9 protein-coding genes are annotated in these 11,828 nt (G+C 71.0%); 6 read left to right on the plus strand and 3 right to left on the minus strand.

Going from position 1 to position 11,828, the window contains the following annotated elements:
* Positions 1-114: 114 nt before the first annotated feature.
* A complete protein-coding gene (locus MRB58_RS21220) occupies positions 115-867 on the minus strand; it encodes a thioesterase II family protein (RefSeq protein WP_244779073.1) in 753 nt (250 codons plus the stop codon).
* Between the two features lie 545 nt (positions 868-1,412).
* Here MRB58_RS21220 and MRB58_RS21225 point away from each other — a divergent pair.
* A complete protein-coding gene (locus MRB58_RS21225; RefSeq protein ID WP_244779074.1) occupies positions 1,413-3,080 on the plus strand; it encodes an AarF/ABC1/UbiB kinase family protein in 1,668 nt (555 codons plus the stop codon).
* Between the two features lie 58 nt (positions 3,081-3,138).
* Positions 3,139-4,101, plus strand: a complete 963-nt coding sequence (locus MRB58_RS21230; protein WP_244779075.1) for a patatin-like phospholipase family protein — start codon at positions 3,139-3,141, stop codon at positions 4,099-4,101.
* Positions 4,102-4,116: 15 nt separating this feature from the next.
* Here MRB58_RS21230 and MRB58_RS21235 read toward each other — a convergent pair whose 3' ends face one another.
* Entirely contained in the window at positions 4,117-5,700 is a 1,584-nt protein-coding gene (locus MRB58_RS21235) for an MFS transporter (RefSeq protein WP_244779076.1), read from the minus strand.
* The gene (locus tag MRB58_RS21240; RefSeq protein WP_244779077.1) at positions 5,697-6,410 is read right to left on the minus strand and encodes an alpha/beta fold hydrolase; all 714 of its coding nucleotides are present in this window, start codon (positions 6,408-6,410) and stop codon (positions 5,697-5,699) included. Before MRB58_RS21240 ends, MRB58_RS21235 begins: the two co-directional genes overlap by 4 nt.
* Positions 6,411-6,655: 245 nt before the next feature.
* Here MRB58_RS21240 and MRB58_RS21245 point away from each other — a divergent pair, with 245 nt between their 5' ends.
* From MRB58_RS21245 to MRB58_RS21260, 4 genes are all read left to right on the plus strand, one after another.
* Positions 6,656-7,894, plus strand: coding sequence for a glycosyltransferase (locus MRB58_RS21245; protein WP_244779078.1), 1,239 nt, complete (start codon positions 6,656-6,658; stop codon positions 7,892-7,894).
* Between the two features lie 60 nt (positions 7,895-7,954).
* Positions 7,955-9,172: a nucleotide disphospho-sugar-binding domain-containing protein gene (locus tag MRB58_RS21250; protein ID WP_244779079.1), complete on the plus strand. Its 1,218-nt coding sequence runs from the start codon at positions 7,955-7,957 to the stop codon at positions 9,170-9,172.
* Positions 9,150-9,887 (plus strand): 4'-phosphopantetheinyl transferase superfamily protein, encoded by a 738-nt coding sequence (locus MRB58_RS21255; protein WP_244779080.1) that lies wholly within the window; start codon positions 9,150-9,152, stop codon positions 9,885-9,887. Before MRB58_RS21250 ends, MRB58_RS21255 begins: the two co-directional genes overlap by 23 nt.
* Positions 9,888-10,046: 159 nt before the next feature.
* The gene (locus tag MRB58_RS21260; RefSeq protein WP_244779081.1) at positions 10,047-11,804 is read left to right on the plus strand and encodes an AMP-binding protein; all 1,758 of its coding nucleotides are present in this window, start codon (positions 10,047-10,049) and stop codon (positions 11,802-11,804) included.
* Positions 11,805-11,828 lie beyond the last annotated feature (24 nt).

The following is an 11,828-nucleotide window of genomic DNA, read 5'->3' on the forward strand; positions in this document are numbered from 1 at the left end:
GGACCGGCCCCACCGCAGGATCGCAGGTGTGGCTGGGGCGGGGCTTGGTGTTCAGTCCCGCAGTGTCGCGAAATCAGCGAAGCCGGCTTGCGGACCCACGTCGGCGCCGAGCGGCTACATGGGCGACGTGGCGGACAGCGCCTCGCCTATGATGCGCAACATCGCCGGGTGATGCTCGTTGATGAAGAAGTGCCCGCCCGGATACATCGTCAGCTCGAAGCCTGCCGCGGTGTGCTCGGCCCAGGCGACGAGGTCCTCGCGCGGGATCGAATCGCGCGTGCCGCCGAACATCCGGATCGGACAGTCGAGCGGCGGTTCGGGGCGGTGGGTGTGCGTCTCCACCGCCTTCAGGTCGGCCCGCACCACCGGCAGCATCAGGTCGAGCAGCTCGTCATCCTCCATGACGGCGGCGGGCGTGCCGCCGAGGGCGCGCAGCTCGCTCTTCAGCTCGTCGTCGGTGAGGACGTGCAGCGGGGTGCGCGGGCCGCGGCACTGCGGCGCGCGTCGGCCGGAGAGGAACAGCGCCTGCGGCGGCGGGTGCCCCTCGCGGCGCAGGGCGCGGGCGGTCGCGAACGCCAGCTGCGCGCCCATACTGTGGCCGAAGAGGGCGTAGGGCCGACCCGCGTGCGGGGCGATCGCGGCGGCCAGCTGGTCGGCGAGGTCGTCCATCCGCTCGAGCGGCTCCTCGCGGATGCGGGCGCCGCGTCCGGGGAGCTGCACCGGTACCACGGCGATGCGCTTGTCCACGACGGTGCGCCAGCGCACGTAGGCCGCGGCGCTCCCCCCGGCGAAGGGGAGGCAGAAGAGGCGGATGGGCGCGTCGTCGTCCACGCCCGAGAGGAACCAGGCGGCGGGATCGGCGCTCATGGCGCCAACATCGTGCGGGCGTTGCTTGCAAACGCTGCCCAAACATATGACAACACCGAAGCCGATCCCTTCTTTCCTCGAGCCCGCCGCCCGGCAGCCCTATGAAAGAATCGCCGTGATTTCAATGTCTGCCCTCGGGGGCCGGCCGGGCGCCACGACGGCGCGGCCGCCCAGCGCCGCGTCGGCCGCCGCGGGGGCGCCCGTCACGGGCCGGACGACCGGCCGGGTCGCTCCCGGAATGCACACGGGTCGATGAGGCGTGATCGCGTGACCGCTGCCGACCGCGCCCCATCTTCTCGGCCGTGCCGTTCCGTCTCCACCGCTCGCGGCGAAGCCGGCGGCGACGCCCGCGCAACGTGCGTCGCGCGATGCCTGTGACCCGGTCCGACCGTCCCGCCCGGACGTCGCCCGAGACGCCTCCGCCGGGGGCCGGGCCGCGGATCGCCGAGGTGCGGGCGCGGCTCCCCATTGCCGCGCCGCCGCCGCCGGTACCGCCTCTATCGCCGGGGACGCCGCGGCCGACCGGGCGCGCGCGCAACCGCGCGGTGCGGCGGCTCTTCCTGCACATCGGCCTGCACATCGTGTGGTGGGACATCATCCTGGCGCGCGGGCCGCTGCGGCGCTTCCGCCGGCCGGCGACGCCGCGCTGGGCCGCCCTCGCCACCCGGTTCCGGCGCGATGCGGAGGCGCTGGGCGGCGTCCTCATCAAGCTCGGCCAGTTCGTCTCCTCGCGCGTCGACCTGCTGCCGGCGGAGGTGACGGACATCCTCGCCGAATTGCACGATGCGGTGCCGCCCGCGCCGCTCGCCGATGTGGTGGCCCAGCTCGAGGCCGAGTTCGGCCGGCCGCTGGGCGAGGTCTTCCCGGTGTTCGAGCCGGTGGCCCTCGGCGCGGCCTCGCTCGCCCAGGCGCACCGGGCGCGCCTCGCCAACGGGCGGCCCGTGGTCGTCAAGGTGCTGCGGCCGGGGATCGAGGAGGTGGTCGAGAGCGACCTGAAGGTGGTCGGCCGCTCCATCCGCCGCCTGCGCTTCATTGGTCCGGTGCGCCGCCGTGTCGACATCGACGTGCTGGCCGACGAATTCGTCTCCGTCACGCGCGACGAGCTGGACCTCACCATCGAGGCCGAGAACGCGCGCCGCTTCGCCGCCGACTTCGCCGCCGATCCCGAGGTCGCCACGCCCGAGATCTTTCCCGTCTGGTCCGGCCGGCGCACCATCACCATGGAGGACGTCGCCTGGTTCTCGGTCCAGGACGTCGCCGGGTTCGAGGCGACGGGGATCGAGCGTCGCCGCGTCGCCACCAAGCTGATGGACAGCTACCTCGAGCAGCTCTACCTCAACTTCTTCATCCACTGCGATCCGCATCCGGGCAACCTCTTCGTTCGCCCGCTGCCGGTGGACGGCGAGGATCCGGCCAAGTGGGCGCCGACCTTCCCGCCCGCGCAGCGCCTGCCGATCCCGTACGTTCCCAACCGGCCTTTTCAGCTCGTTTTCATCGACTTCGGCATGGCGGTCGCGATCCCCGAACAATATCGCCGTTCGTTCCGCACCTACGCGATCGGCATGGGAACGCGCGACGCCTACACCATCGTCCAGTCCTACATCGAGGGTGACATCCTCATGCCGGACACCGACCTCGACGAGCTGGAGGCGCTCATCGAGCAGGTGTTGCAGAAGTTTCCGTCCGCGTTCGTGGGCCAGGTGCGCGAGGGCGATTTCGACCAGTATCAGAAGCTGTTCTCCAGCTATCAGTCGCTGCTGTTCCAATCGCCGATGAAGCTGAAGGCGGACCTTCTGTTCATTTTCCGCGCCATGGGCGTGTGCGCCGGCACGGTGACGCGGATCGACCCGACGTTCGACCCCGCCGAGCGCTTCGTGCCGATGGTCCAGCGGCTGCTGGCGGACGAGTGGCGCCCGTCGCCCGACCAGCTGAAGCGCCTCGTGATGTTCATGGCGCGCCTGCCGACCCGGCTCGACGGGATGCTGACCCGGCTGGAGCGCGGCAAACTGACGATCCGTGTCGAGGACGCGAACCGTCACAAGGACGTGCGCGCCCTGGCACGGGCGACGAACCGGCTGAGCGTGGCGGTGCTGTTCGGCGGATTGATGGTGAGCGCGGTGCTGCTGGCGCGCAGCGATATCGGCACCGGTGGCGCCCTCGTCCTCGGCGCGGTCCTGTTGGCGGCCGTGGCGGTGTTGCGGGGGATCCGATGAGGGCACCGCGCGCGGACGGCGCGCGGGAGAGTGCGCGGGACGACGACGGGAGAGGGCGATGGGGAAGCTGAGGGTCCTCGCGATGGACGGCGGGTATCGCCCGCTGGTGATGTGCCTGTTGTTGGCGCGGCTCGAGGCACTGCGCCCCGGCCTCCTGGACACGGTCGACGTCTTCAGCGGTACCTCCGCGGGCAGCGCCGCGGCCGCGATGATGAGCCTGCGCGAGACGCCGCAGGAGGGGCTGGCCGACGCGCTCGAGGTGTTCCGCGCCTGGAACCCGCTGGAGGGGACCAGCCCGCTCAGTCCGCGCACGCTGGGTGCGATCTCCGGCGTCAACGCCTTCCTGACGCATGAACTGCTCTACCGCGAGATGCTGGGGGTGCTGGGCGACACGCGTATCAGCGAGACACGGCGGCGCGTCGTCATCCCGACCGTCGAGCTCGACAACGAGGCGCCCAACCAGCGGCTGCGGCGCTGGACCATCCGCGTCTACCACAATCTCTCTGAGCCGTTCGTGCACAAGACGCGCCTCGTCGACGTGGTGCTGCGGTCGAGTTCGATCCCGATGCTGCAACCGGCCTACCAGGGTCACGCCGACGGCGGCCTCTATGCCAACAACCCGGCGCTGATCGCGCTGGGTGCCGCGCACGACTTCCTGGGCGCAGAGCTAGAGGAAGTGCAGATCCTGTCGATCGGGCAGGGGGAGGCCAACCACTTCATCGACCTGCCGCGCGGCGACGTCGGCTACGGGACGTGGCTATTGGATCCGAACGACCCGATGGCCTTCCTCAACCTGGTGCTCGACCTCAACCGCCAGGCGACGGACTACCAGCTCAGCCGCATTCTCGAGGACCGCTTCGTGCGCCTCAACCCGGTGCTGACGCGCGACACCCGCCCCCGCCCGGACATCACCGCCGCTCAGTTCGCCTTCGAGCAGGAGCTGGTGGCACAGGAGATCGACGTGGAGAGCACCGTCCTCCATCTCGACCGCATCGGCTGGTTTGCGCCGGGCGAAGCCTGAGCGGCCGCCTCGCCGTCAGACGGACTTGGTGCCGGGCGGCGGTGCGTTGCGCGTGCGCAGCGGCTTGTCCCGCAGGAAGAGGACGATCAGGAAGGCCGCGATCGTCAACGCCGCGCAGGCCGCGAAGGTGAGCGACACGCCGTGCCGGTAGCTGGCGATCACGGCCTCGCGCGCCGCGCCGGAGCTGCCCTTCAGCGCCTCGCTCCCCTGATCGAGGATCGCCGCGATCAGGCCGGCGTGCTCGCCCCGGTCGGTCCGGCTGGTGGCGTGGGCGGTGATGATCGCGCCCGCGAGGCCGACGCCGAAGGCCGAGCCCAAGGTGCGAATGAAGTTGGCCGTCGACGTCGCGACGCCGATCTGGCCGGGGTCGACCGCGTTCTGCAACGCCACGGTGATCCCCGGCATCGTGAGGCCGAGCCCCAGCCCCAGCCCGGTGAGCGCGCCGATCAGCGGCACCGCGCCGACGCCGAGAAATGCCAGCACGGCGAGCATCGTCATCGACGCCATGGCGATGGACGTGCCGATGACGGCGAAAATGCGATAGCGCCCCCGCCGCGTCACCAGGCGCCCGCCCAGAAGCATGCCGACGAGGAGCGCGGCGACCATCGGCGTCACCATCAGCCCCGAAGCGGTCGGCGTCATCCCGAGGACGAGTTGCAGGAAGAGCGGCACGAACGCCATCGCCCCCGCCACCGCGGTCGACACCAACGCCGCGACGGCGGTGGCCACGGTGAAGATGTCGTTGCGGAAAAGGCTCATCTCGATGATCGGGTTGTCGGCGCGGCGCTCCACGTTGACGAGGGCCATGAAGAGGAGGCCCGAGCCGATGAAGAGGCCGAGGATGACCGGCGAGGTCCAACCGTAGACGTCGCCGCCGAGGGAAAGGGCGAAGAGCGCCGCGGCCGTCGCCACCGCGACGACGATGATACCGCCATAGTCGATCCGCTGGCGCCGGCTCGCGGTGCCGCGGCTGAGGCCGATCCACAACAGCGTGATCCCCATCAGCCCCACCGGGACGTTGACGTAGAAGATCCAGCGCCAGGACAGCCACTGCGTGATGAGGCCGCCCAGCGGCGGGCCGATCATGCTGCAACCGGTGAATACGGCGCCGAACAGGCCCTGATAGCTGGCCCGCCGGCTCGGCGGCACCAGGTCGGACATGGTGATCTGGGTCAGCGTCATCAGCCCGCCGCCGCCCAGTCCCTGGATGGCGCGGCCGATGATCAGCATCGCCATGTTCGTCGCCAGCGCGGAGAGGATCGACCCGGCCAGGAAGAGGGCGATCGCCACCGTGAAGAGCGGACGGCGGCCGAACATGTCGCTCAGCTTGCCGTAGAGCGGCGTGGTGATGGTGGCGGTCAGCAGGAAGGCCGTCATCACCCAGGACAGATGCGACACGCCGCCGAGGTCGGAGACGATGCGCGGCAGCGCCGGGCCGACGATGTTGCCGTCGAGCGTGCTCATCGCCAGCACCATCATCAACCCGGTGAGCGCGATGACGAAGCGCGCCCGGCCGGGGCCGTCGTGGCTGGCGTCGTGCGCTTCGGCGGGGGCGGCGGGCGGGGAGGCGGGCGGTGTGGCGGAGGCGGGTCCAGTCACAGGACGAGGCGCTCGATCAGGCTGGCGAGTTCGCCCGGCGCGTCGATCATCGCGTCGTGCCCGGTGGCGATCTCGGCCCGCACGAAGGCGTCGTCGCCGGCGAGGCCGGCGGAGATGGCGCGGAAATCGTCGAGCCCGAAACGGGTCGTGGCGATGTAGGCGAGGCGCGGCACGGTGCGCCACGCGCCGCCGAGCGCCACCGGCTGGGTGTAGGTCGCGACGGGGTGAGGCGTCTGCCGCCGATCCACCCAGGCGACGTCGGCCTCGCTCGCCAGGGCGTAGAAGCTCGCCGGCGCCGGCATCAGCACGTCGCCGGCGGGGGTGGCGACCACGTGCTTCAGGATCGCCTCCTGGCGTTCGGGCGGATCCGCGTCGATGATCGAGCGGCCGTCGGTCGCGATGTAGGCGTCGAGGAAGACGAGGGCGGCGAGGCGGTCGGCCATCCGGTCCGCCACCGCCGTCACCACCGCGCCGCCGTAGCTGTGACCCACGAGCACGACGTCGGACAGCTCCTCGGCGGTGATGAGGCCCGTGACGTCGGCGATGTGGGTGTCCAACGTGACGGATGGGCCGAGGAGATGCGCCCGCTCGCCCAGCCCGGTCAGCGTGGGGCAGAAGACGCGGTGCCCGTCGCCGATCAAGGCATCGGCGAGCCGGCGCCAGCACCAACCGCCGTGCCAGGCACCATGCGTGAGAACGAAGGTCGCCATGCCGTCTCTTCGTGTTGCGACCAGAGGGCCGGGTGCGGCCTCGACATTGGGCACGCCTGCCGCCGGATTTCAAGTCGCGCCGCCCTCGCACGGCGTCCGACGTGGGGCGGGGAGAGCAGAGGGGCGGACGTTTCCCCCACCGCCGGCACTTGCGTCTTGAACGCACGTCAAAATTTCACTCGCCCCCGCTGCGAGGACATGGTTCTACTTGCTGCGCAGAGATCGACATCGGCGGAGGTCGAACCGTGGCGCGTCAGAAACGCATTCTCCTGGTGGCCGAACCGCTACGATTGTCCAACGCCGCCCGTCTCGCCACCCTCGGCCGGGCGTTGCACGAGGCGGGTTACACCGTCGTCCTCGCCGCCGACCCGGCCTGCCGCAAGATCGTCGGCGACCTGCCGTTCCGCCTCATCCCGCTGCGCCCGGCCATGGCGCGCGAGGAACGCAAGGCCCGCTGGCGCGCCCTGCTGCCGTTGTTCGACGTCGCCATGCTGGAAGCCTACGTGCGCGAGGACATCCGCCTGATGCGCACCGTCGCCCCGGACCTGGTGATCGGCGACATGCGGCCCTCGCTGCCGGTGAGCGCGCGCAGTCTGGGCGTCCGCTTCGCGGTGATCGTCGACGCGACGTTCAGCGCGGCCTGCGCGCTGCCGTTCGAGCTGCCGCAGGTGCCGCTCCTGCGCGAGCTGGGCCGCGGCCCGGCGCAGACGCTGATGGACCTCCTGGTGCCGATGGGAATGTTCGTCCACGCGCTTCCCGGCAACATGACCCGCCTCAACCACGGCATCGCCGGCTGGCACAGCGACGTGCGGCAGAGCTACACCGACGCCGACCTCGTCATCTATCCGAACGTGCCCGAGATCGTGCCGATGAACGAGATCCCGCCGACGCACCGGTTCATCGGACCGGTCTTGTGGCCGAGCCACCCGCACGCGCCGCTCCCCACCTGGTGGGACGGCCTGCCGCCCGACCGGCGGATCGTCTGGGTCAATCTCTCCTCGTTCGACGAGCACAGCGCCGCGGCGGCCGTGCTGGACGGGCTCGAGGGGGCGGGCGTCACCATCGTCGCCTCGACCACGCCGGACAATCCCGTCGTCGCCGGGCGGATCGGCGTCTTCGCGGCCGACACCATCCGCAGCAGCGAGATGCAGCGCCGTGCCAGCCTCGTCGTCACCAACGCCGACACGACCATCATCCAGCAGAGCCTCGCCGCCGGAACGCCGGTCTTCGTGGTGCCGGAGCCGGAGGAATCGGTCGCGTACGCGCACGCCATCGCCGCGCTGGGGGCGGGCGACCTGCTGCACGGCAGCGACCCGTCGGCCGAAGCGGTCCGCGGCGCGGTGCTGCGCATCCTCGCCGAACCCGCCTACGCCCAGGCCGCGCAGGGGGTCGCCACGATGATGGCCCGCTACCACAGCGGCGCGGCGATGGTGGATTTCGTCGACGCCGTGTTCCAGGTCGCGGCGCACGAGATCGCGGCGTAGGCTGGGGCGATGCAGGGAGGACGCCGGTGCCGTGGGTCCCGGCGCGAGAGCTGAGCGAAGATGCGAATTCTGTTCATCGGCGAGGCGGTGACGCTGTCGCATGTGGTGCGCCCGATGGTGCTGGCACGCGCGGCCGCCGCGGCCGGCCACCACGTCGAGTTCGCCTTCGACCGGCGCTTCGAGGCGATCCTCGGCCCGCTTCCCTTCCGGACGATTCCGCTGACGTCGGCCTTTCCGGCGCACGTCGCCGCCGAGCGGCTGAAATATTCCGCCCCCGTGTTCGACACCGCGATCCTCGACCGCTACGTCCAGCAGGACCTCAGGCTGATCGGCCTCACCCGGCCGGACCTCGTCGTGGGCGACATGCGCCAGTCGCTGGCGATCTCGGCGCGGCTGGCGGGGGTGCCCTATGCCGCCGTCATCAACGCCCACTGGAGCCCGTTCAGCCGCGAGCCGATGACGCCGGCCGTCCACCCGCTGCACGGCGTCCTCGGCCGGCGCTCGTTCGAGGCGGTGTTCGAGGCGCTCTTCCCCCTCGGCTCCGCCTACTACACGCTCCCCTACAACACGGTGCGTGCCAAATACGGCCTCCCCGTCGCCAGCATCGACATCCACGACCTCTTCACCGACGCCGACTACGTCCTCCACCCGGACGTCCCCTCGATCACGCCGACCGAGGGCGCTCCGCCGACGCACCGCTTCATCGGACCGATCGTGTGGTCGGCCGAGACGCCGCTGCCGCCGTGGTGGGACGCGGTTCCCGCCGATCGGCCGGTGGTCGCGGTCAACCTCGGTTCGTCCGGCGAGCCGCGGCTGCTGGACGCGGTCGTCACCGCGCTGCGGGCCGAGGGCGTGACCGCGCTCGTCGCCACCGCCGGGCGCCGTGACATCCCGTCCGAGCCGCCGTGGCTCTATACGACCGATTTTCTACCGGCCGACCAGGCGGCCGAGCGGGCGGACCTCGTGGTGTGCAGCGGGGGGTGCATGCCGGTGCATCCGATCCTGAGGGTGGGGCGGCCGATCCTGTCGCTTCCGGCCAATCTCGACCAACTGATGACGGCGCGCATGTTCACCCGCCTCGGCCTGGGCGAGCATCTCGAGGACGAGACCAAGGTGAGCGCGGCGAGCGTGCGCACCTTGGCCAACCGCATCCTCGGCCAGCCGCGGTACCGCCGGGCGGCCGAAGCCATCGCGCCGCAGCTCGCCGCGATCGACCCCGGCGCGGCCTTCCTGCAGCTCGTGGGCGAGATCGAGGGTGGCGCAGTCGCCGCCGCCTGACCCCGCCGCCGCCCGCGCCACGGTCGAGGTGCTACATGTAGACCTCGCGGCGCTGGGCGGAGAGCTGGGGGCCTGCGCGGCGGTCCTGTCGCCGGACGAGCGGGCGCGCGCGGAGCGCTACGCCTTCCCTCGTCTGAAGCGCCGCTTCGTGCTGCGCCGCGGCATGCTGCGGCGAGCGATCGCGGCGCGCATCGGCGTCCCTGCCGCCGGCGTGGCCTTCGTCGAAGGGGCGCAGGGCAAGCCCGCCCTCGTGCCCCCCGCCGCTCTCCACTTCAACCTCACCGACACCGAGGACGACGTCGTCGTCGCGCTGTGCGCCACGCATCCCGTCGGGGTCGATGCGGAACGGCGACGGCGGCTCGACGACGGCGACGGCGTGGCGCGCCACATCATGGGCGCGGCGGAGTTCGCGGCCTACGGCGCGCTCGCCGCGGCGCGGCGCCCGGATGCGTTGATGCGCGTGTGGACCGCGAAGGAGGCGGTGGTCAAAGCGCTCGGCACCGGTCTGTCGCGGCCGCTGGAGAGCATCGAGGTGCGGGTCGCGGCGCACGGCCCGGCCCGGCTCCTGCGGCTCGACGGTGACGACGCGGCCCGCTGGTCGCTCCACGATCTCGCCTTGCGGCCCGGGCTGCAGGTGACGCTGGCGCTGCGCTGTGCGGACGCGCGGGTGACGCTGCGCCCCGGTCGCGAGGCGGCCTTGGATGCGAAAATCTAACGTCTTTTTCATTTTTGCGCGGCGCAATTGCGGCGATGGCAGATTGACTTGAGTTGGGGCGATTAGTAGCATTAATCATCGATGCCGTTGAAAAAGAAGAACGCACTTCGAAGACTTGCGTTTTCAATAAATCTACAAACGTGACGGGCGGTGCGACGTATGAATGCGGCAACAGCGTTGTTCGATGTCGGCGCCGGCCTGCCGGACCGACCGGCCGTTCTTTTTGATGGCGCGCGGATCACTTATCACGATCTTCTTCGACAGGCGGTGGCAATGGCTGGTCTGTTGCGCGAATGTGGCGTCGGACAGGGCGATCGTGTCGCGCTTTTCTTGCCCAACTGCCCACACTTCATGGTCGGCTACTACGGCACGTTGGCGCTGGGCGGGATCGCGGTGTCGATCGGCGCCGCGTCCAGCCTCGACGAAGCGCTTCACGTCATGCGCGACAGCGGCGCCAAGGTGGTTCTCACCACCGCCGAGCAGGGCGGGCGCCTCGCCGGCGCCTTGGGAGAGGCGGTGCGCCTCGTGCTGGTGGACGACGCGGGTCCGGACGGCCTCGACGCGCCGATGGCGTCCGCCGTGCCGCTGGCCGCGCCCGTCCCCGTCGCCCCGGAGGCGCCGGCCGCCATCGTCTACTCCTCGGGGACCACGGGCGTGCCCAAGGGCGTCGTCCTCTCGCACCGCAATGTCGACTTCGTGGCCCGGTCCAAGGTGCGCTACATGGGGGTCGGGGCGCAGGACCGGCTGCTGTTGTTCCTGCCGCTGCACCACTGCTTCGGTCAGAACGCGATCATGCACGCCGCGGTCGCCGCCGGAGCGAGCCTGGTGCTGCAACGCCGCTTCGCGCCGGACGCGGTGCTGGCGGCGCTGAGCGAGGAACGGGTGACGATGGTCTTCGGCGTCCCGTCCACCTTCCTCGCCCTTTACGATCGGCTGGAGCCGGAGCATCTGGCTTCGGTGCGCTACTGGTTCTGCGCCGCCGCCGCGCTGCCGCGTGCGCTGGAGGACCGTTGGCTGGCCCGGTTCGGCGCCCCGATCCACCAGGGTTACGGCCTCAGCGAGAGTTCCCCCTTCGCCAGCTACAACCACCTCGACGGGCCGCGTCCCGGCACCGTCGGCGTGCCGATCGACGAGGTGGAGATGCGCATCGTCGACCCTGAAAGCGGCGCGCCGCTGGGCGCCGGTTCGGTGGGCGAGATCGTGATCCGCGGGCCCAACGTGATGCTCGGATACTGGAACCGGCCGCAGGAGACCGCGGCCGCCATCCGGGACGGCTGGCTGCACTCCGGCGACATCGGCCGCATGGACGCCGACGGCTTCTTCACCGTGGAGGACCGGGTGAAGGACATGATCATCGTCGGCGGCGAAAACGTCTACCCGGCCGAGGTGGAGAATGTCGTCTACGAGCATTCGGGCGTGGCCGAGGTCGCGGTCTACGGCGCGGCGGAGCCCTATCTCGGCGAGGAGGTGAGGGCGCGCGTGGTGCGCCGGCCCGGGGCGGACATCGGCGCGGACGCCGTCATGGAGATCTGCCGCCGGCGGCTGGCGCCCTTCAAGGTGCCGAGCCTGGTCGAGTTCGCCGCGGAGCTTCCCAAGAGCCCCACCGGAAAGGTCCTCAAGCGGGTGCTGCGCGCGGAGGCGGCGGCGGCGGCTGCGGCGCGCGACGGGACGGCGGCGGAGCTGAGCGTGGCGGACTTTGTCAGCGGCTGGCTCGCCGAGCGGCTCGACATCGAGGCCGCCGCGCTCGATCCGGAGCGGCCGTTCGTGGAGTACGGGGTCGATTCGATCCTGGGCGTAGCGTTGGCGCGGGACTTGGGCGCCTCGCTGCAACTCGACCTCGACCCGACTTTGGTGTGGCAATATCCGTCGCTCAACACACTTGCCTCGGCGATCGCCGAGCGGCGTAATCAGAGCTAGAGCACGCTTCCGTTGCGCCCGAAC

The organism is Acuticoccus sp. I52.16.1, assembly GCF_022865125.1.
GTDB lineage: Bacteria > Pseudomonadota > Alphaproteobacteria > Rhizobiales > Amorphaceae > Acuticoccus.

Coding starts and splice junctions, on each gene's coding strand:
- MRB58_RS21220 (WP_244779073.1), bottom strand. CDS start 867: ATGAGCGCCGATCCCGCCGCCTGGTTCCTCTCGGGCGTGGACGACGAC.
- MRB58_RS21230 (WP_244779075.1), top strand. CDS start 3,139: ATGGGGAAGCTGAGGGTCCTCGCGATGGACGGCGGGTATCGCCCGCTG.
- MRB58_RS21240 (WP_244779077.1), bottom strand. CDS start 6,410: ATGGCGACCTTCGTTCTCACGCATGGTGCCTGGCACGGCGGTTGGTGC.
- MRB58_RS21250 (WP_244779079.1), top strand. CDS start 7,955: ATGCGAATTCTGTTCATCGGCGAGGCGGTGACGCTGTCGCATGTGGTG.
- MRB58_RS21260 (WP_244779081.1), top strand. CDS start 10,047: ATGAATGCGGCAACAGCGTTGTTCGATGTCGGCGCCGGCCTGCCGGAC.